This window comes from Bradyrhizobium sp. USDA 4504, assembly GCF_054063995.1.
This window is the reverse complement of the sequence record NZ_JBSSGV010000001.1, coordinates 3,340,217-3,359,279: the sequence shown is the minus strand read 5'-3', so window position 1 is coordinate 3,359,279 and position 19,063 is coordinate 3,340,217. Positions and strand designations below refer to the sequence as shown.

Annotated in this window: 17 protein-coding genes; 6 read left to right on the top strand and 11 right to left on the bottom strand. The window is 64.8% G+C overall.

The genetic code is table 11. The features are described 5' to 3' along the window. The first annotated feature begins 37 nt into the window (after positions 1-37). Positions 38-439: a RidA family protein gene (locus tag ACVMB1_RS15535; protein ID WP_310885857.1), complete on the top strand. Its 402-nt coding sequence runs from the start codon at positions 38-40 to the stop codon at positions 437-439. Positions 440-542: 103 nt separating this feature from the next. Here ACVMB1_RS15535 and ACVMB1_RS15530 read toward each other — a convergent pair whose 3' ends face one another. Both ACVMB1_RS15530 and ACVMB1_RS15525 read right to left on the bottom strand, forming a co-directional pair. Then, positions 543-1,859, bottom strand: coding sequence for a DNA polymerase IV (locus ACVMB1_RS15530; protein ID WP_310885858.1), 1,317 nt, complete (start codon positions 1,857-1,859; stop codon positions 543-545). Then, positions 1,838-2,137: a DUF3572 domain-containing protein gene (locus tag ACVMB1_RS15525; protein WP_076834488.1), complete on the bottom strand. Its 300-nt coding sequence runs from the start codon at positions 2,135-2,137 to the stop codon at positions 1,838-1,840. Before ACVMB1_RS15525 ends, ACVMB1_RS15530 begins: the two co-directional genes overlap by 22 nt. A gap of 228 nt (positions 2,138-2,365) precedes the next feature. On the opposite strand from ACVMB1_RS15525, the gene ACVMB1_RS15520 reads away from it, so the two are divergent. Together ACVMB1_RS15520 and ACVMB1_RS15515 are read left to right on the top strand one after the other, a co-directional pair. Beyond that, on the top strand, positions 2,366-2,731 hold the full coding sequence (locus tag ACVMB1_RS15520) for a response regulator (protein WP_028336390.1): 366 nt from the start codon (positions 2,366-2,368) through the stop codon (positions 2,729-2,731). A gap of 15 nt (positions 2,732-2,746) precedes the next feature. Then, on the top strand, positions 2,747-4,120 hold the full coding sequence (locus ACVMB1_RS15515) for a PleD family two-component system response regulator (RefSeq protein WP_168857442.1): 1,374 nt from the start codon (positions 2,747-2,749) through the stop codon (positions 4,118-4,120). Positions 4,121-4,224: 104 nt separating this feature from the next. On the opposite strand, the gene ACVMB1_RS15510 is transcribed toward ACVMB1_RS15515, so the two are convergent. Beyond that, on the bottom strand, positions 4,225-5,430 hold the full coding sequence (locus ACVMB1_RS15510) for a serine hydrolase domain-containing protein (protein WP_233475617.1): 1,206 nt from the start codon (positions 5,428-5,430) through the stop codon (positions 4,225-4,227). A 149-nt stretch (positions 5,431-5,579) separates the two neighbouring features. Next, on the bottom strand, positions 5,580-6,182 hold the full coding sequence (locus ACVMB1_RS15505) for a TetR/AcrR family transcriptional regulator (RefSeq protein ID WP_253623776.1): 603 nt from the start codon (positions 6,180-6,182) through the stop codon (positions 5,580-5,582). Positions 6,183-6,315: 133 nt separating this feature from the next. Between ACVMB1_RS15505 and ACVMB1_RS15500 the strand changes: the two genes are divergently transcribed. From ACVMB1_RS15500 to ACVMB1_RS15490, 3 genes are all read left to right on the top strand, one after another. After that, complete coding sequence (locus ACVMB1_RS15500) at positions 6,316-7,548, top strand: MFS transporter (protein ID WP_057020799.1); 1,233 nt, start codon at positions 6,316-6,318, stop codon at positions 7,546-7,548. A gap of 501 nt (positions 7,549-8,049) precedes the next feature. Beyond that, complete coding sequence (locus ACVMB1_RS15495) at positions 8,050-9,447, top strand: ammonium transporter (RefSeq protein WP_274612836.1); 1,398 nt, start codon at positions 8,050-8,052, stop codon at positions 9,445-9,447. A 72-nt stretch (positions 9,448-9,519) separates the two neighbouring features. Beyond that, positions 9,520-9,648 (top strand): hypothetical protein, encoded by a 129-nt coding sequence (locus ACVMB1_RS15490; protein ID WP_256527872.1) that lies wholly within the window; start codon positions 9,520-9,522, stop codon positions 9,646-9,648. On the opposite strand, the gene ACVMB1_RS15485 is transcribed toward ACVMB1_RS15490, so the two are convergent. From ACVMB1_RS15485 to topA, 7 genes are all read right to left on the bottom strand, one after another. Further along, positions 9,645-10,175 (bottom strand): hypothetical protein, encoded by a 531-nt coding sequence (locus tag ACVMB1_RS15485; RefSeq protein ID WP_310885860.1) that lies wholly within the window; start codon positions 10,173-10,175, stop codon positions 9,645-9,647. The genes ACVMB1_RS15490 and ACVMB1_RS15485 overlap by 4 nt on opposite strands. Positions 10,176-10,284: 109 nt before the next feature. Then, a complete protein-coding gene (gene rpmG / locus ACVMB1_RS15480; RefSeq protein WP_018271988.1) occupies positions 10,285-10,452 on the bottom strand; it encodes a 50S ribosomal protein L33 in 168 nt (55 codons plus the stop codon). Positions 10,453-10,580: 128 nt separating this feature from the next. Continuing rightward, the gene (locus ACVMB1_RS15475) at positions 10,581-11,906 is read right to left on the bottom strand and encodes an LLM class flavin-dependent oxidoreductase (RefSeq protein WP_057020797.1); all 1,326 of its coding nucleotides are present in this window, start codon (positions 11,904-11,906) and stop codon (positions 10,581-10,583) included. A gap of 206 nt (positions 11,907-12,112) precedes the next feature. Beyond that, positions 12,113-12,862 carry an NUDIX hydrolase gene (locus ACVMB1_RS15470; RefSeq protein WP_141342741.1) on the bottom strand — a complete coding sequence of 250 codons (750 nt, stop codon included), beginning with the start codon at positions 12,860-12,862 and terminating at the stop codon, positions 12,113-12,115. A 36-nt stretch (positions 12,863-12,898) separates the two neighbouring features. Further along, positions 12,899-13,336 (bottom strand): DUF983 domain-containing protein, encoded by a 438-nt coding sequence (locus ACVMB1_RS15465; protein WP_018271985.1) that lies wholly within the window; start codon positions 13,334-13,336, stop codon positions 12,899-12,901. After that, positions 13,327-15,684: a ribonuclease R gene (gene rnr, locus ACVMB1_RS15460; protein ID WP_310885861.1), complete on the bottom strand. Its 2,358-nt coding sequence runs from the start codon at positions 15,682-15,684 to the stop codon at positions 13,327-13,329. The genes ACVMB1_RS15465 and rnr overlap by 10 nt, the downstream gene beginning before the upstream one ends. Further along, positions 15,685-18,456, bottom strand: a complete 2,772-nt coding sequence (topA, locus tag ACVMB1_RS15455) for a type I DNA topoisomerase (RefSeq protein WP_456848740.1) — start codon at positions 18,454-18,456, stop codon at positions 15,685-15,687. Between the last annotated feature and the right edge of the window lie 607 nt (positions 18,457-19,063).

Genomic DNA, 19,063 nt, shown 5'->3' with positions numbered 1-19,063 from the left:
AGGCTTCCCACAAACACGCGTGTCAGGGAGGCACCTCATGAGCGAGCTCAACCACCTTCGCCCCAGCGGCCTGCATCACAATCCGGCTTACTCCCACGTCGTCGTCGCCTCCGGCGCGCGCACGATCTACATTTCGGGACAGGTCTCCGTCGACGAGGAGGGCCGCGTGGTCGGCGCCGGCGATCTCGCCGCGCAGACGACGCAGGTGATGCAGAACCTCGGCATGGCGCTGAAGGCCGCCGGAGCCAGCTATTCCAATATCGTGAAGATCACGACCTTGGTCGTCGGCTACAAGCCGGAGCTCCGTCCCATCATCGGCAAGGCACGTTCGGCGTTCTTTGAGGGCATGGAGCCGCCGGCCTCTACGCTGGTCGGTGTCACCGCGCTCGCGGCGCCGGAATGGCTGATTGAGATCGAGGCGGTTGCGGTCGCGGATTGAAGGGCTGCGCAGTCGTCGTGCGCGGGCTCGACCCGCGCATCCATCGCTTTTCAAAGAGTCCTCGTTGATGGATGGCCGGGTCAAGCCCGGCCATGACGACCGATTACTCTTCCGCGCTCTTCTGCGGCCCCTCATAGGCAATGCCCCTGATCACGGCGGCATTGCCGAACTTCTTGCGCAGATTGTCCATCGCGCGTTCGGCGTGCGCCGAGCGGCGGTCGAGCATGTCGGAATCGTTGGCCTGCGCGCCCGGGCGCAGCGCGCTGACGCCGGTGCCCATCAGGCGGAAGGCGGTGCCGTCGATTTCCTTCGCGAGCATCTCGCGCGACACCGCAAAGATCTTGGCGGCAAGCTGGGTCGGGGTCTGGATCGATTGCGAACGGGTACGCTGGCGGAAGTCCGCGGTCTTCAGCTTCAGCGTGATGGTGGACCCCGAGAGCTCGCTGGTCTTCAGCCGCGCCGAGACTTTCTCCGACAGTTTCCAGAGCAGTCTTTCCAGCGTTGCGAAGTCGCGGATGTCGGTCTCAAAGGTGGTCTCGCTCGAGATCGTCTTGGCGCCGCGATCGGCCACCACGCTCCGGTCGTCGATGCCGCGCGCGAGCCGCCACAGCCGGCGGCCTTCGCTCGCGAACTGCTTCATCAATTCGTTCTCGTCGGCGCGCTGCAGGTCGGCAATGAGGCGGAAGCCGCGCTGCACCAACTTCTCCTGGGTCGCGGGGCCGACGCCGTAGATGAACCCGACCGGTTTGCTGGCCAGCATCTCGCGCGCCTCGTCCTGGTCCAGCGCGGCAAAGCCCCTCGGCTTGTCGAGGTCGGAGGCGATTTTGGCGAGGAACTTGTTGCAGGACAGGCCGACCGACACCGTGATGCCGATGTCGCGCTCGACATCGCGGGCGAATTTGGCGAGCACCTTGGCCGGGATCATGCCGTGGACGCGCTGCGTGCCGGCGAGATCGAGGAAGGCTTCGTCGATCGACAGCGGCTCGACCAGCGGCGTCAGCGCCTGCATCGCCTGCCGCACCTCGCGCCCGACCCGGACATACTTCGCCATGTCCGGCGGAATTACGGTCGCATCCGGGCAGAGTTCCAGCGCCTTGAACATCGGCATCGCCGAGCGGACGCCATAGGTGCGGGCGATGTAACAGGCGGCCGACACGACGCCGCGCTTGCCGCCGCCGATGATGACCGGGCGGTCGGCGATCTCGGGATTGTCGCGCTTCTCGACGGTGGCATAGAACGCGTCGCAGTCGATGTGCGCCAGCGCCAGCGCGGGCAGGGCGCGATGACGCACCAGCCGCGGCGAGCCGCAATGGCTGCATCGCTTCACCTTGATATCGAGGTCGCCGAGGCAGTCTCGGCAGAAACTGAGGGGGCCGTCGGAAGCTGCCGCTGCCGTCGTCACGGCACGTCGCGCTCCCATTTCGGGTCGCCCAGCGCCTGATGGGCGGCGGCGATATTGGTCGGGTGCAGTTCCGAGGCCCTGGCAAACGCCTTCACGGTGGCGTCGTCGCGCATCACGAAATCGAGCACGCTCGCAAGAAATTGAGGGTTGGACGCGGCGTTCCGCAGCGTCTCTGGACCGATTCCGGTTTCAGCCAGGAACAGGCCCAGCCGCTCGGGATCGCCGGCAATGAAGCCGAGCGCCTGAATCGCAACGATTTCAGCAACTTCCCGGGGGTTGTGAACAGGCTTTTTCAACGCGCCGGTTTGCCTTTCCGTTAACTTATGGTCTCTATTGAGAGGCCCATCATGCCCGAGTCTTCCGCGTGTGTTCAAGCAACGGAAACCACACTGCGGAAGTTGGAGTTCGGGTTAACGGGTTAGAGCGATTCTGGCGCTAGTTTGAATTCACATTTTCGACGCGCCCCGAGCGCGGTGCGTGAGGTGCCGCAGCCGGGCCCGTCTCCTGGGTTTGGGAGGGACGGGATGGCCAAAACCGTCCTGATCGTGGAGGACAACGAGCTCAACATGAAGCTCTTTCGCGATCTGTTGGAAGCGCACGGCTATCAGACTTCGGGCACCAGCAATGGCTTCGAAGCGCTCGACCTTGTCCGCAAGCTGCGCCCCGACCTCATCCTGATGGACATCCAGCTACCCCAGGTTTCCGGCCTGGAGGTCACGCGCTGGATCAAGGACGATCCCGATCTGCGCGCAATTCCGGTGGTCGCGGTCACCGCCTTCGCCATGAAGGGCGACGAAGAACGTATCCGCGAGGGCGGCTGCGAAGCCTATTTGTCCAAGCCGATCTCGGTCGGCAAATTTATTGAGACTGTCCGACGCTTTATCGGATAGGGGAGTTGTGGTGCAATGTCCGCGCGTATCCTCGTGGTCGATGACGTTCCGGCGAACGTCAAGTTGTTGGAAGCCCGTCTGTCAGCCGAATATTTCGATGTGTTGACTGCCTCCAACGGGACCGAGGCACTGGAAATTTGCGCACGCGCCGAATGCGACATCATCCTGCTCGATGTCATGATGCCTGACATGGACGGCTTCGAGGTCTGCCGCCGGCTGAAGTCGAATCCGGCGACCCATTTCATTCCGGTCGTCATCGTCACTGCGCTCGACAGCCCGGCCGATCGCGTGCGCGGCCTTGAAGCCGGCGCCGATGACTTCCTGACCAAGCCGGTGTCCGACGTCGTGCTGATCGCGCGCGTGCGCTCGCTGACGCGGCTGAAGATGATGACCGACGAACTGCGCATGCGCGCCATCACCTCGCTCGAGATCGGCATGCAGGCGCCCGAGCGCAGCGCGATCGCCGACAAGGGCACCGGCGGCCGCATTCTCCTCGTCGACGACCGGCCGTCGTCCTACGAGAAACTGGCGCCGATCCTCTCCGCCGAACACAACGTCGACGTCGAGATCAATCCGTCGGAAGCCTTGTTCCACGCCGCCGAGGGCAATTACGACTTGCTGATCGTGTCGCTCAGCCTCGACAATTACGACGGTCTGCGGCTGTGCAGCCAGGCCCGCTCGCTGGAGCGCACGCGCCAGGTCCCGATCCTCGCCATCTCAGATGCCGACAACAACACACGGCTGATGCGCGGGCTCGAGATCGGCGTCAACGACTACCTGCTGCGTCCGGTCGACAAGAACGAACTGTTGGCGCGGGCACGCACCCAGATCCGCCGCCGCCGCTACACCGATCATCTGCGCGACAATGTGCAGAACTCGATCGAGATGGCGATCACGGATGCGCTGACCGGTCTCAACAACCGGCGCTACATGGAAAGCCACCTCGCGACGCTGGCGGAGCAGGCCTCGATCCGCGGCAAGCCGCTGGCGCTGATGATCCTCGACATCGACTACTTCAAGGCGATCAACGACACCTACGGCCACGATGCCGGCGATGATGTGCTGCGCGAATTCGCCGTCCGTATCCGCAAGTCGATCCGCGGCATCGATCTTGCCTGCCGCTATGGCGGCGAGGAGTTCGTGATCGTGATGCCCGAGACCGACTTGCATGTCGCCGGGATGGTCGCCGAGCGGCTGCGCCGCTCGATCGCGGGCGAGCCCTTCACCGTCGACAAGGGCGGCAAGCGGATCACCGTCACGATCTCGATCGGTCTCACCACGCTGGAGCGCAAGGGCGAGCAGGTCACCGATGTGCTCAAGCGTGCCGACACTGCGCTCTATCGCGCCAAGCATGACGGCCGCAACCGCGTGGTGTCTGCGGCAGCGTAGCGCGATCTCGTAGCCCGGATGCAGCGAAGCGCAATCCGGGGTATCGCGCCGCTTGCACCAGCTTCCCGGATTTCGCTGCGCTCCATCCGGGCTACGAAGTGCCCTTAGCGGCCGCGTCTCACCGCGTCATAGGCCATCCGCTTGAACTCGAACGAGAACGGATGGACGAACGCCATCTGGCGCTGCGCCATCATGACGCCGGCGATGCCCGTTTTGGGCGAAATCCACCACTGCGTGCCTGCGACGCCGCCCCAATAGAGCTCGCCGGCGGCGTCGGGATGATCGATCGGGGAGGGGTTGAGGATCAGTCCGCCGGCGAGACCGTAGGTCTTGCCGGGCTGCTCGCCCATCATCGCAAAGCGGATCCATTGGCCCGGCGTGAGCTGGTTGGTCATCGCCTCTGCGATCGTCTCCGGCTTCAGCAGCGTCGGTCCGCCGGGCAGCAGGCTGCGGATCAGTGCGACCATGTCATGCAGCGTCGAGACGAGGCCGCCGCCGCCATTGAAGCGCGGCACCGGGCGCAGATAGGCGCCAGGATAGGGCGCGTTGTCGGTGCGCGTCAGCCCGGGCTTCATCGGGTCCATCAGATCGGCGCCGGCGTAATAGGCGACGAGCCGGTTGTGATCCTTCTCCGGAACATGGAAGCCGGTGTCGACCATGCCGAGCGGATCGAGGATGCGCGCCTTTATGAACTTGTCGAACGGCTGGCCGCTCACCACCTCGACCAGCCGTGCGACCACGTCGATGGCAACGGAATATTCCCACGACGAGCCGGGATGGAACACCAGCGGCAGATCGGACAGACCGTCGACCATGTCGGCGAGCGTCGTCATCGGATTGAGGATCTTGCGCTCGTTGTAGGCCTTGAAGATCGGTGTGCCCGGATCGAACAGGCCGTAGCTGAGGCCGGCCGAGTGGCTCAGCAGATGGCGAATGGTGATCGACCGCTGCGCCGGTTCGGTGTCGTCGATCGACGTCGCGCCCGGCCGCAGCACCTTGCGGTTTCTGAGTTGCGGGATGAAGGTCTCGATCGGATCGTCGAGCCGGAAGCGGCCTTCCTCGACCAGCAGCAGCGCCGCGCAGGAGGTGATCAGCTTGGTGTTGGAGAAGACGCGGAAGATGTGATCGGTGCGCAACGGAATCTGCGCTTCCTTGTCGGCCCATCCGACGCAGCCCGTGTCAGCGATGTCGCGCCCGACCAGAACCGTCCAGGAGATGCCGGACAGGAGATCGTTGTCGATGTAGCGCTGCATGGCCGCGCGCGCCGGCGCGAAATCATAGCCGGTGGCCGTCACCTTCAGATCTTCCATGGTCGTTTCCCCTGTTGTGCCGCAAGTCTTCTAAGTAGCAGGTCTTCGCGCGGTCGCTGCCAATCTCGCCGGACGGAATATCCAGCCGGGAATGCCGTGGCCTGCGGTCGGTGTTAACAACCAAACCTGACTTCCGCACGCAACCGGATTTATCCGGCGCGTTTCTTGCCGGCGGGGGCGGGGCTGCCGACCTTGACGCCTGCATTTGCCAGCAACACGCGCGCGGCTTCCTTGGCCGCGTGCGCCATCGCCGGATCGTCGCGCACCAGATCCTGCGCGATCGAGCCATCGACCAGCAGCGTGAGCTGGGTCGCAAGTCCCTCGGCATCGGCAACGCCGAGCCGCCGCAGCAGATCGCGAAACCAGAGCCGGCGGCTTTCCTTGAAGGCGATTGCGATGTTCCTGAAGGTGCGATCCTCGTCCTCCGGCCCGAGCTCGGCCACCGCGTTCACGAACGGGCAGCCGCGAAAATCCTTCGCCGAGAAGCGCCGCTCCAGCGAATCGAAGGTTGCGAGAATCTGCTCGGCCGGCGGCTTGTCGGAGGGACGCGGCTGCACGAAGCGGCGTTGCAGATAGGCTTCGATCAGCGCGTCCTTCGACGGGAAGTGGTTGTAGAGCGTGCGCTTGCTGATGCCGATCTCGGCCGCGATGGTGTCGACGCCGATGGCGCGAATGCCTTGCAGGTAGAACAGTCTGTCAGCGGTCTCGAGGATCCGCTCCTTCATGGTCTGTTTGGGAGGCGGGGAAGCCATGCGCCAGCCGTGATCCTCTTCGCTTGACAGTCGGCCCCCTGTATAGCCTAAGTGCACAGGTCTGTGTAACCAAAACATGCATGAATCGCAGGCCATGGCACGCGTGCCGTGCCGTTATGGGAGAATAAGAACAATGCCCCTGTTGCAGGTCCTGCGTCCCACCCTTCCCATCCTGATCGGCGCCTCCATCATGCTCACGCTGAGCATGGGGCTGCGGCAGAGCCTCGGCATCTTCATGCAGCCGCTGACGCACGACATCGGCATCTCGATATCCCACTTCACGCTGGCGCTCGCGGTGCAGAACCTCGCCTGGGGTTTTCTGCAGCCGGTCGCCGGCGCGATGACGGTGCGTTACGGCTTTCGCCCGATCATGGTGGTCGGCGCGCTGGCCTACATCGCGGGCCTCGTGCTGATGACGACGGCGCATGGGCTCGTTGCCATCATGATCGGCGCCGGTGTCCTGATCGGCCTTTCGCTCGCCTGCACCGCGAATGCGATCGCAATGTCGGTCTCGGCGCGCGCGGTGCCGGAGACGGTACGCTCGACAGTGCTCGGCATGGTCTCCGCCGCGGGCTCGCTCGGCGCGCTGCTGTCGGCGCCGATCGGCCAGATGCTCAATGAGGGTTTCGGTTGGCGCGTCGGACTTGCCGGCTTTGTCATTCTCTCGATCTTCATGATCCCGGCGGCGTTGTACGCCGGGCGCGTCGACAAGATTCCGCTGCCGAAGCCCGCTGGCGACGACATCGGCAACGCCACCGCGGCGACGGCGGCGAAGACCGCGTTCGGCAACGCAGCCTTCGTGGTGATGACCTGCGCCTACATGGTCTGCGGCATGCAGCTCGTCTTCCTCACCACGCATCTGCCGTCGTATCTCGCGATCTGCGGGCTCGATCCGATGCTGAGCGCGCAGACGCTCGGCATGATCGGCGGCTTCAACGTGCTGGGCTCGCTGTTCTTCGGCTGGGCCGGCCAGCGCTGGAACAAGCTGGCGCTGCTCGGCGCGATCTACATCCTGCGCTCGCTGGCGCTCGCCTGGTACTTCATGCTGCCGGCAACGCCCGGCTCGACGCTGCTGTTCGGCGCGATCATGGGCTTCCTCTGGATGGGTGTCGGTCCGCTGGTCGCGGGCGCGGTGGCCGAGATGTTCGGCTTGCGCTGGCAGGCGATGATCCAGGGCCTCGCCTTCATGAGCCACCAGGTCGGCAGCTTCCTCGGCGCTTACGGAGGAGGGCTGATCTACGACTCGCTCGGCTCCTACACCATGGCCTGGCGCATCGGCGTCGCGCTGGGCCTTGCCGGCGGCATCATCCAGCTCGCCTTCGCGCTGATCCGGCCGGCGCAGCCGCCGCTGCTGAAGGCCGCTTAGCAGAATCCCTGCGAAGCTGGCGGCTGCTCCTTGCGAGGGCAGTCGCCAGATGCTGCCTAGTTTTTGACCGGCCACTTGCCGCAAGAGCGTGCAATGGAGCGCGATGCTGTTCCGGCCGCGGATCGAAGCGATAGCGTTTTCAAAGTGTTACGCGGCGCGCAGTGGTGGCACGAATCTTGTTTCAATTTGGCTAGAAATCGTGCCGGAAACCCTCGCTGAGGGTTCCGGCCTGGGGACTTTGGGAAGGGCTGGCCGCGATGGGGCTAGTCGCCGTCATTCTCCAGCCATCCGCGCACCACGGCCTTTGCCGCGCCGCCGAGCAGGAGGCCCTTGTGCCCTGCGTCGGGCCTGATGCCGCTGCGACTTCGCTGCATCCCGCCACCCGCACCGCGGCACTTCGAGACATCCCGATAGCCGGACGCGCGCTGTCCTTCGGCGCTCACGCTGCGAACGCGCCGCGCCCATTCCGAACGTCAGCATTTCTCTTGTGATGGGAGGTCGATGATGGAGTCTGCGACACACACGCGCCAGAAGCTCGTGAGAATCGTGGTTGCCTTGTTGGGCGTGGCGTTCCTTTGCCTGCTGTTCAACGATCTCGCGCTGGCCGAGGATGCGGCGGCGCCGCCTGCCTGTGGCGGCAAGATTCTCGAGAAGTGCACGCCGAATTCCGGCGACACCGCCTGGATGCTCACGTCAGTCGCGCTCGTCCTGATGATGACGATCCCGGGGCTCGGCCTGTTCTATGGCGGCATGGTGCGCAAGAAGAATGTCGGCGATACCGTGATGACCAGCTTCGCGGTCACCTGCCTGGTCACGATCCTGTTTGCCGTCCTTACCTACAGTCTTGCGTTTCGTGCCGGCACGCCGTTCATCGGCGGCCTCGATCGCCTGTTCCTCAAGGACATCCTGAGCGACATCGGCAAGGGAGGCATCGGCAATCCCAATCCGCTCGCTGCGACGATCCCCGAGTCCGTTTACATCTGCTTCCAGATGACGTTCGCCATCATCACGCCGGCGCTGATTGCCGGCGCGTTTGCCGAGCGGATGAAGTTCTCCGCGATGCTCTGGTTCATCGGGCTGTGGGCGATCTTCGTCTATGCGCCGATCGCGCACTGGGTCTGGGGCCCTGACGGCATATTCTCGGCCGGCAACGACGCTGCGTATGTCAAGGTTCTCGATTTCGCCGGCGGCACCGTTGTGCACATCAACGCCGGCGTCGCGGGCCTGATGTGCGCCATCATGCTCGGCAAGCGCGTGGAGACGGGGCCGGCGCACAATATGGTGCTGACCTTCATTGGCGCCTCGCTGTTGTGGGTCGGCTGGTTCGGGTTCAACGCCGGCTCCGCTGTCACGGCCGGAATGCAGGCGGGCATGGCCATGCTGGTGACTCAGATCGCCACGGCGGTGGCGGGCTTCACCTGGATGCTGGTGGAATGGGCGTTGAAGGGCAAGCCGACCGTCGTCGGAATCTGCTCGGGTGCCGTGGCGGGCCTCGTCGCGATCACGCCGGCCTCCGGTTTCGTCGGGCCGGTCGGCGCTTTCGCGATCGGCATCGCCGCCGGCGTCTGCTGCTACTGGGGATGCACCGGCTTGAAGCGCATGTTCAGCTACGATGATGCGCTGGACTGCTTCGGTGTCCATGCCCTTGGCGGCATCGTCGGAGCGCTGCTGACCGGGGTGTTCGCGGTCGAGCAGTATGGTGGAACGGCAGGTGTTCTGGAAGGAAATCCCGGGCAGTTCCTCAATCAATGCATCGGCGTCGCGACGGTTTTCGTGTATGATGCCGTGGTGAGCCTGATCATCCTGTTCGTGATCAATCTCTTCGTCGGGCTTCGAGTGACGCGGGACATCGAGCGCGAAGGGTTGGATCTGGCACTGCACGGCGAGGTCGTGCAGTAGACTTTGGCGGCATTCCGCGCAGCTGGCGATCTTCGCCCGCTGGCGCGGATTTAAGCTGTTCGAGGTGATCCGATGAACTGGTTCTATTGGAACACAGCGTGGTCGCTGTTCTTCAGCCTCATTTGGTTCATGACGATCACACACAATCCGGATGCAGAGATCGCAGACGCGCATCTGCGTGACGAGGCGTTCAAGGGTTAGCTCCGGTAGTAACGCCACATCCTGAGGAACGTCCGGTGGATCTCGTCGGGCGTCCGGTCGAATGGCTCCAGATTGACGCGGACTACGCCACGATGGTCCATGCGCCACGGCAGGCGCATCAACAGCCGGTAGGCCGGCCGCTTGCGCCAATCGGCCACCAGCGCGCTGCCGAGCGGTCCGTTAAGCGCGATCTGCAACTCGTGAACCGTCATCGCGCGCTCAGCGATCTCGACGAGGTCGATGCGCGTGATGGCGCGCCAGCGGATCAGCCCGAAGGCCTGGATGAAGATGCCGTACTGGTTGGCCCCGATCGTCGGACGACCAGCCTCCAGCAGGGGGATGTTGTAATAGGCGAAGCCGCCCGCTGCCGCTGCCGGCGCCAGCCAATAGATCGCGCCCGTGATCCAGGTCGCGGTCAGGAAGATCGCGGCGAGGGCTGCCGTGACATAGACCGGAAAGTAGATGTCCTCGCGGCCGTAAGCGATCGAGTAGCCGCCGACGTTTCCCTCGTCCAAGGTTGCGATCATCTGAGCCCTGCGCCCGGGACTGCTCCGGGAATCATGAGGGATGACGCAAGCCTAGAAAGCAAAAACGGGGCCGCGAGGGCCCCGTTTGAAACGTCGGAAGCAGCCGATCTTACTTGATCTTGGCTTCCTTGAACTCGACGTGCTTGCGCGCGACCGGGTCGTACTTCTTCTTGACCAGCTTGTCGGTCATGGTGCGCGAATTCTTCTTGGCAACGTAATAGAAGCCGGTGTCGGCCGTCGACACGAGCTTGACCTTGATGGTGACCGCCTTGGCCATGTGCAAAACCTCGAAAATCGGGGGAATTCGGGAGCCGGCCAAATCGGCCCGCGTTTGGCCGGGAAACTAGCCAGAAACAGCCCAAAGTCAAGGATTTCTGAGCCAAGATCACCCCGATTCCGGGCCTATTACCCCTCGAAGAACTGATTTTTCGGCCGCGGCAGGCCCAAATTCTCGCGCAGGGTCCGACCTTCGTACTCAGTGCGGAAAATCCCGCGCTTTTGCAGTTCCGGCACCACCTTGTCGACGAACTCGAACAGGCCCTGCGGCAGATAGGGGAACATGATGTTGAAGCCGTCGCTGCCCCGGCCGGTCAGCCATTCCTCCATCTGGTCGGCGATGGTCTGCGGCGTGCCGACGAAGGCGAGCCCGCCATAGCCGCCGACGCGCTGCGCGAGCTGGCGCACGGTGAGCTTGTCGCGCGCCGCGACATCGACGAGGCGCTGCCGGCCGCTTTTGCTTGCATTGGTTTCGGGGATCGGCGGCAACTGTCCGTCGGGATCGAAGCCGGACGCATCGGTGCCGAGGATCACCGACAGCGAGGCGATCGCGCTGTCGTAATGCACGCGGCTGTCGAGCAGCGCGCGCTTCTCTTTTGCTTCTTCGACGCTGTCACCGACCACGACGAAGGCGCCTGGCAGAATCTTCAGATGCTCGGGATCGCGGCCGATCTTCTCCATGCGGCCCTTGATGTCGGCATAGAGCTTCTGTCCGTCGGCCAGGCTGCCGCCGCCGGTGAACACGGCTTCCGCGGTCTCGGCCGCAAGCTGCCTGCCGTCATCGGAAGCGCCGGCCTGCACGATGACAGGCCAGCCCTGCACGGGGCGGGCGATGTTCAGCGGACCGCGGACCGAGAGATATTTGCCCTTATGATTGAGCACATGCATCTTGTCGGGATCGACGAACAGTCCGGACTCGACGTCGCGCACGAACGCGTCATCGGCGAAGGAATCCCACAGGCCGGTGACGACATCGTAGAACTCGCGGGCGCGCTTGTAGCGCTCGGCGTGCTCCATATGGTCGTCGAGCCCGAAATTCAGCGCCGCGTCCGGATTGGACGTGGTGACGATATTCCAGCCGGCGCGGCCGCCGGAGATGTGGTCGAGCGAGGCGAAGCGCCGCGCGACGTGATAGGGCTCGTCGAAGGTGGTCGAACCGGTCGCGATCAGGCCGATATTCTCCGTCACGGCGGCGAGCGCCGATAGCAGCGTGAACGGCTCGAACGAGGTCACGGTGTGGCTGCGCTTCAGCGCGTTGATCGGCATGTTCAGCACGGCAAGATGGTCGGCCATGAAGAAGGCGTCGAATTTGCCGGCCTCGAGCTTGCGGATCAGCGTCTTGATGTGGTCGAAGTTGAAATTGGCGTCGGGCCAGGCCCCGGGATAGCGCCAGGCACCGGTGTGAATGCTGATCGGCCGCATGAACGCGCCGAGCTTGAGTTGACGCTTCGCCATTGCCCCGTTCCGTCCTTGATGTCGTTAGCGGAACAGATAGGGAGGCGTTTCGCGGCGCGCCATCGGGAAGATTATTTTGTTTTTGGCCGCTCTCTCGACAGTGTCATTCCGGGGCATCGACGCAGCGATGAACCCGGAATCTCGCGCCGCAATCTCGGGATTCCGGGTTCGATGCTGCGCATCGCCTCGGAATGACGAGGATCATACTACGCCCCCAGCACGTCCTTCTGCATCTTGCCGCCGTAGAAATGGAAGAACGGCACCGGCGCGTCGTGGCGGAGCGGCCCGGTGGCGAGACGGCGGTCGAGCTCGGCGAGCACGTTCTTGGTCATGGCATGCGCGTCGGCGAGCGGCTCGGAGCCGATCTCGACCCAGACCAGCTCGACCAGCTCGGCATCGGCATGCACCACGCCCTCGACACGATGCGCGATGGTCGACGCGTCGGCAGTGAAGAAGCGCGTGTCGAAGCGGCGGACGCGGCCGGGCGGGGTGATCGCGCGCGCGATCAGGAACAGGCCGGACGGATCGGGCAAGAGACCAGCGTCGGCGAACGGTGCCCAGGGCCCGTCGAGCTTGTGCGGCTTCTCGACCTTGCGGCCGAGGCAGAGCCCGGTCTCCTCGCAGGCCTCGCGGATCGCGGCGTTGGCAAGCGCACGCGCGCGGCCGGGCGTGATCTTCGGGCTGCCCTTCAACAGATTGGCTTCGAGCTCCGGCGTGATCGGCGCTGCGACCGGCACACGGTTGTCGGCCTTGTCGACGCGGCCGCCGGGGAAAACGAATTTGCCGGGCATGAACACGACCTTGTCGTGACGCTTGCCGACCAGCACCTTCGGCTTGGCGCCGGAGCGATCGATCAGGATCAGCGTCGCCGCATCCTTCGGCCGGAAATACGCATGATGGTCGGCTTCTTTTTCGCCCTGGTGGACGACAGCGGCGGGCGCGGCAGCTTCAGTCATTTCATCCCTTTCATTTCTTCTTGCGGCCCGGTTTAGCTAGACCGGCGGGATGTCGCTAGGGGGATTCTCGTCAAAGCCATGCATGCGCAGGGCCCATTGCAAGCCGATCACGGCTCCCTTCACCGGCTGCAACAGCGCCAGCGATGCGAACAGCGTGAACGGCAGATAGATCGCAAGTTGCAGCCACACCGGCGGCGAATAATTGGTCTCGATCCACAGCGCCATCGGTACCACGATATGGCCGACGATAACGATGACGAGATAGGCAGGCAGATCGTCCGCGCGATGCGGCGTGAAGTCGAGGTCGCAGACCGGGCAATGGCCGTCGCATTTGAGAAACTTGCGGAACAGTCTGCCTTTTCCGCAGCGCGGACAGCGGCAGCGGAACCCGCGCTTCATCGCGCTCCACACGTCGCGCTTCTCGGGCTCGGCCGCCTCGCGAGTCCAGACCACTGTCGGTGGTGTCACTTCCATGACTTGCCTCGCTTCGATTTGCCGGACTTCTGCTGCGCCGGCTTGCGATCCTTCTTGCGCGATTTCCGCTCCTTGTGCGCCTTCTTGCCTGATCGTTTTGGTCCCTTGTCAAATCCGGCGGCACGGCGCTCGGCCCTTACGCTGTCGCGTTTTCTGCCGCGCGGAATTGCCTGACCATCGGATAATAACTCAAATCGCAGCGCGCCGGCTATCGGCGCGGCTTCCACCAGACGCACATCGACGACGTCGCCGAGCCGATACATGGTGCCGCTGCGCGTGCCGATGAGCGCGTGGCGAGTTTCGTCGTAGTTGAAATATTCGCTGCCGATGGTGCGGATCGGGATCAGACCGTCGGCGCCGGTGTCGTCGAGCTTCACGAACAGGCCGGATCGCGTCACGCCGGAAATGCGGCCCTGGAACGAGGCGCCGACCTTATCGGCAAGGAAATGCGCGATCAGGCGGTCGGTGGTCTCACGCTCCGCCTTCATCGCGCGGCGCTCGGTGACGGAAATCTGCGCGGCGATCTCGGCGAGCGTCTCCACGGTTTCATCGGTCGGCAACGCGCCTTCGCCAAGCCCGAGCGCGCGGATCAGCGCGCGATGCACGATCAGATCGGCATAGCGGCGGATCGGCGAGGTGAAGTGCGCGTAGCGGCGCAGGTTCAAGCCGAAATGGCCGTAGTTCTCGGCGGAGTATTCCGCCTGCGCCTGCGAACGCAGCACCACCTCGTTGACCAGCGGCTCGTAGTCCTCGCCGGCAACCTGCGCCAGCACGCGGTTGAATTGCGTGGGACGCAGCGCGCCATGCTTGGTGAAGGGCAAGTCGAGCGTCTTCAGGAATTCCTGCAGGTTGTGCACCTTCTCCTGGCTCGGCTCGTCGTGCACGCGGTAGATCAGCGGCAGCGCCTTCTTCTCCAGCATTTCGGCCGCGGCGACGTTGGCGAGGATCATGAACTCCTCGATCAGCCGGTGCGCGTCGAGCCGCTGCGGCACGATCACGCGATCGACGGTGCCGTCGGCTTTCAGCAGGATCTTGCGCTCGGGCAGATCGAGATCGAGCGGGTCGCGCTCGTTGCGTGCAAGCTTGACCAGCTCGTAGGCCGACCACAGCGGCTTCAGGATCGGATCGAGGATAGGGCCCGTCGTGTCATCGGGCCTGCCGTCGATCGCGGCCTGCGCCTGCGCATAATGTAGCTTCGCAGCCGAGCGCATCAGCACGCGGTGGAAGGTATGCGAGCGCTTGCGGCCGTCGGCGCCGATCACCATGCGCACCGCGAGCGCGCCGCGCGGCTCGCCCGGCACCAGCGAGCAGAGATCGTTGGAGATCCGCTCGGGCAGCATCGGCACGACGCGATCAGGGAAATACACCGAGTTGCCGCGCTGCAGCGCGTCGCGGTCGAGCGCCGAGCCGGGCCGCACATAGAAGGCGACGTCGGCGATCGCAACATGGACGATGAAGCCGCCCTTGTTGTTCGGATCGGGATCGACTTCCGCATGCACCGCATCGTCGTGATCCTTGGCATCCGGCGGATCGATGGTGACGAGCGGCACGTCACGCCAGTCCTCGCGGCCCTGCAAGGTTGCGGGCTTGGCGTCTTCAGCTTCGCGCAGCGCAGAAGTGGAGAACACCTGCGGGATATCGTGGGTGTTGATCGCGATCAGGCTGATCGCCTTCTCACTGGCGATCGAACCGAGCCGCTCCTTGACGCGGGCGGAGGCGAGGCCGTAGCCGCGGGTGCGGATCAGGTCGACGCTGATGAGATCGCCGTCTTCGGCGCCGCCGCTGTCGGCCTTGGCGATGTTGAGCTCGCGGCCGGCCTGCTTCTTGTCGACCGGGATCAGGCGCCCGCCGCCATCGGGATTGCGACGGAAGATGCCGAGGATCCGGGTGCGCCCGTGATCGATCACCTTGATGACGCGGCCGCGATAGGGTGTGCCGTCTTGCTCGTCCGTGACTTCGACGCGCAGCAGCGCGCGGTCGCCGACGCCGGCGGTGGTCCCGGGCTTCGGCCGCCGCGGCGTCTCGATACGGATTTTCGGGGCGGTGCCGTTCTCGTCCGAGTCCCACTCGGCGGGCGTGGCGATCAGCTCGCCGTCGCTGTCGCGGCCGGTGATGTCGGCGAGCAGGGTCGGTGGCAGCGCCGCCGGCTCGTGGATCTTGCGGCCGCGCTTGGCAATCGTGCCGTCGTCGGCGAGCTCACGGAGGATCCGCTTCAGCTCGACGCGGTCGGCGTTCTTCAGGCCGAACTCGCGCGCGATCTCGCGGGTGCCGACCTTGCCTGGATTGGCGCGGATGAAGGCGACGATGGCGTCCCGGCCCGGAAAGCCATGGTCGGGTTTTCGTTTCACTTATCCTCGTGCCTTGCCGGCGCTTTTCTTCGCGGGCGCTTTCGCTGGTGCCGATGATTTTGCAGGCGACGTCTTGGCACCGGAGGCGACCGGCGCGCGCGCCTTGCTGGTCGCATCCGTTTTCGGCTTCGCCGCGGCTTTCTTCGACGCAGCCTTCTTGGCGGGCTCGGCCTCGCCGTCGCCGTCAGTCTCGGTCGCCTCGGACTTGGCTTTCTTCGCCTTGGCGGGCTTTTCCGCCTTGGCCTTCTTGGCCTTTTTGCCGCCGCCCTTGGCCGCGCGCTCGTCGATCAGCGCGATCGCCTCGGCGAGCGTGATCTGGTCGGGGGTGCGGTCGCTCGGGATCGTCGCGTTGACGCCGCCCGCCGCGACATAGGCGCCGTAGCGGCCGTTCTTCAGCGCGACCGCGCCGAGCGTCGGATGATCGCCGAGCGGCTTGCCGGGATCGGCACCGAAGCGGCGGCCGCTCGGGCCCTTCGCGATCTTCTCCGCGATCAGCGTGACGGCACGGTTCAACCCGATGTCGAAGACCTCGTCGCCGGCCTCGAGGCTGGCATAGGTCTTCTCGTGCTTGACGAACGGCCCGAACCGGCCGAGGCCGGCGGTGATCGGCTGTCCGGTTTCCGGATGCTTCCCGATCTCGCGCGGCAGCGACAGCAGTTTCAGTGCCAGTTCGAGATCGACATCGGCCGGTGAGGTGCCCTTTGGAATGCCCGCGCGCTTCGGCTTCTCGCCTTCGGCGTAATCCTTCTGCTCGCCGAGCTGGATGTAGGGGCCGAAGCGGCCGGCCTTCACCGTGACATCGAAGCCGGTGTCGGGATCGGTGCCGAGCACGCGGTCGGCGCTCTCGGCGCTGTCGGCCGCGAGCGGACGGGTGTAGCGGCATTCCGGATAATTCGAGCAGCCGACGAAGGCGCCGAACTTGCCGGCCTTGAGGTTGAGCCGGCCGGTGCCGCAGGTCGGGCATTGCCTGACGTCGCCGCCATCCGCGCGCGGCGGATAGATATGCGGGCCGAGCATCTCGTCGAGCGCGTCGAGCACCTCGGCGACGCGCAGGTCCTTGATGTCGTTGACCGCGCCGATGAAGCCGCGCCAGAAGTCCTGCAACACCTGCTGCCAGGCGATCTCATTGTTGGAGATGCGGTCGAGCTGCTCCTCGAGATCGGCGGTGAAGTCGTATTCGACGTAGCGCGAGAAGAAGTTCTCCAGGAACGCGACCACGACGCGGCCCTTGTCCTCGCCGTGCAGCCGCTTCTTCTCGAGCTTGACATAGCCGCGGTCCTTCAGGACCTGCAGGATCGAGGCGTAGGTCGAGGGGCGGCCGATGCCGAGCTCTTCCATCCGCTTCACCAGCGAGGCTTCCGAAAAGCGCGGCGGCGGCTCGGTGAAATGCTGGGTGACGGCGAGGCTCTGGCGCTTCACGGCCTCGCCCTCGCTCATCGCGGGCAGGCGGCGCGAATCCTCGTCCTCCTCGTCGTCGCGGCTTTCCTGATAGAGCGCGAGGAAACCATCGAACTTGATGACCTGGCCGGAGGCGCGCAATTCCAGCACGCGGGAGCCGGCCTTGGCCTCGATGTCGACGGTGGTGCGCTCGAGCTCGGCCGACTCCATCTGGCTCGCAATGGTGCGCTTCCAGATCAATTCATAAAGCCGCGCCTGATCGGCATCGAGCCGTCGGCCGATGGTGGCCGGGCGACGCGACAGATCGGTCGGGCGGATCGCTTCGTGCGCTTCCTGCGCGTTCTTGGTTTTGGCCTGGTACTGGCGCGGGGCGTCCGGCACGTAGGCGTTGCCATAGTCCTCGCCGATTACCTTGCGCGCCTGCGTGATCGCTTCGGGTGCGATCTGCACGCCGTCGGTTCGCATATAGGTGATGAGGCCGGTGGTCTCGCCGCCGATGTCGATGCCCTCATAGAGCCGCTGCGCGATGCGCATGGTGTGCGCCGGCGCGAAGCCGAGCTTGCGGCTCGCTTCCTGCTGCAGGGTCGAGGTGGTGAAGGGCGCCTGCGGATTGCGCCGCGCCGGCTTGGCCTCGACGGTCGCGACCTTGAACAGCGCGGCTTCGATCGCCTTCTTGAAATCCTCGGCTTCCGCGCCGGAGCCGATGTCGAGCCGTGCGATCTTCTTGCCGTCGGCGCCGACCAGCCGCGCCTCGAAGGCATCGCCGCGCGGCGTCAGCAACGTCGCGACCAGCGACCAGTACTCCTTCGGAACGAACTTCTCGATCTCGAGCTCGCGGTCGCAGACCAGCCGCAGCGCGACCGACTGCACGCGGCCGGCGGAGCGGGCGCCGGGCAGCTTGCGCCACAGCACGGGGGAGAGGGTGAAGCCGACCAGATAGTCCAGCGCACGGCGCGCCATATAGGCGTCGACCAGCGCGCCATCGATCTGGCGCGGCGCCTTCATCGCCTCGGAGACGGCCTGCTTGGTGATGGCGTTGAACACCACGCGCTCGACCTTCTGGTCCTTTAGCGCGCGCTTCTCCTTCATCACCTCCAGCACGTGCCAGGAGATCGCCTCGCCCTCGCGATCGGGGTCGGTTGCGAGGATCAGACGGTCGGCACCTTTGAGCGCCTTGGCGATGTCGTTGAGCCGGCTCGCGGCCTTGGCATCGACCTCCCAGATCATCTGGAAATTGGCGTCGGGATCGACGGAACCATTCTTGGCCGGGAGGTCGCGAACATGGCCGAACGACGCCAGGACCTCGTAGGAGGACCCCAGATATTTGTTGATCGTCTTGGCCTTGGCCGGCGACTCCACAATGACGATATTCATGTCATTCCAATAGCTTACGGGAAAACTTGAAGGTGGGTTCCGCTAGACTCGCGGCCCGCCGTGTCGGGGCGAACATGGGTGCTGGGGCGGTCCCTGTCAAATCGCCAGATATTGAAGGGAGGCGCCAAGCTGTGGAGTTTCTATCCCAAGGGTTGCGAAATGCGTCCTAGAGTTGCGGCCGGAAAGGGCTTATCTCTTTATATACAGCGTAGGAATCGGATTAGGCCTTTTGAGCAGCACAGGGGGCGGCCGGAAGCGCAAGGCGTCCGGCGGGCGGCGACCGGCGGGCGACGAGACGGCTGGGGAAGGCGGCCCCGACGATGCCCTGGTCCTGATCGCAGGCGCCGCGACCTAACTCGCCAAACTCGCCCGGCGCCACAAACCGAAGTCCTCGACCGCCTGTTCGCGATGGCCCGTCTGGAGGCCGACGAGCAGCTGCGCTCGCGCAGCCGGAGGAAGCTGTCGTGAGGGGCGTTACGGGAAGCAGGGTCGGCCGTCGTCCTGGCGAAAGCCGGACCCATAACCACCGCATTTGATCATGAACGGGATCGCGGCCCCAGCGTCGCGCAATAACTCTCATTTTGGGTAATGGGTCGTTTCGCCAGGA

Excerpts from the sequence above, each read along its gene's own strand:
- ACVMB1_RS15535 (WP_310885857.1), top strand. The coding sequence starts at position 38 with ATGAGCGAGCTCAACCACCTTCGCCCCAGCGGCCTGCATCACAATCCG.
- ACVMB1_RS15530 (WP_310885858.1), bottom strand. The coding sequence starts at position 1,859 with ATGGGAGCGCGACGTGCCGTGACGACGGCAGCGGCAGCTTCCGACGGC.
- ACVMB1_RS15520 (WP_028336390.1), top strand. The coding sequence starts at position 2,366 with ATGGCCAAAACCGTCCTGATCGTGGAGGACAACGAGCTCAACATGAAG.
- ACVMB1_RS15515 (WP_168857442.1), top strand. The coding sequence starts at position 2,747 with ATGTCCGCGCGTATCCTCGTGGTCGATGACGTTCCGGCGAACGTCAAG.
- ACVMB1_RS15510 (WP_233475617.1), bottom strand. The coding sequence starts at position 5,430 with ATGGAAGATCTGAAGGTGACGGCCACCGGCTATGATTTCGCGCCGGCG.
- ACVMB1_RS15505 (WP_253623776.1), bottom strand. The coding sequence starts at position 6,182 with ATGGCTTCCCCGCCTCCCAAACAGACCATGAAGGAGCGGATCCTCGAG.
- ACVMB1_RS15500 (WP_057020799.1), top strand. The coding sequence starts at position 6,316 with ATGCCCCTGTTGCAGGTCCTGCGTCCCACCCTTCCCATCCTGATCGGC.
- ACVMB1_RS15495 (WP_274612836.1), top strand. The coding sequence starts at position 8,050 with ATGATGGAGTCTGCGACACACACGCGCCAGAAGCTCGTGAGAATCGTG.
- ACVMB1_RS15490 (WP_256527872.1), top strand. The coding sequence starts at position 9,520 with ATGAACTGGTTCTATTGGAACACAGCGTGGTCGCTGTTCTTCAGCCTC.
- ACVMB1_RS15485 (WP_310885860.1), bottom strand. The coding sequence starts at position 10,175 with ATGATCGCAACCTTGGACGAGGGAAACGTCGGCGGCTACTCGATCGCT.
- rpmG (WP_018271988.1), bottom strand. The coding sequence starts at position 10,452 with ATGGCCAAGGCGGTCACCATCAAGGTCAAGCTCGTGTCGACGGCCGAC.
- ACVMB1_RS15475 (WP_057020797.1), bottom strand. The coding sequence starts at position 11,906 with ATGGCGAAGCGTCAACTCAAGCTCGGCGCGTTCATGCGGCCGATCAGC.
- ACVMB1_RS15470 (WP_141342741.1), bottom strand. The coding sequence starts at position 12,862 with ATGACTGAAGCTGCCGCGCCCGCCGCTGTCGTCCACCAGGGCGAAAAA.
- ACVMB1_RS15465 (WP_018271985.1), bottom strand. The coding sequence starts at position 13,336 with ATGGAAGTGACACCACCGACAGTGGTCTGGACTCGCGAGGCGGCCGAG.
- topA (WP_456848740.1), bottom strand. The coding sequence starts at position 18,456 with ATGAATATCGTCATTGTGGAGTCGCCGGCCAAGGCCAAGACGATCAAC.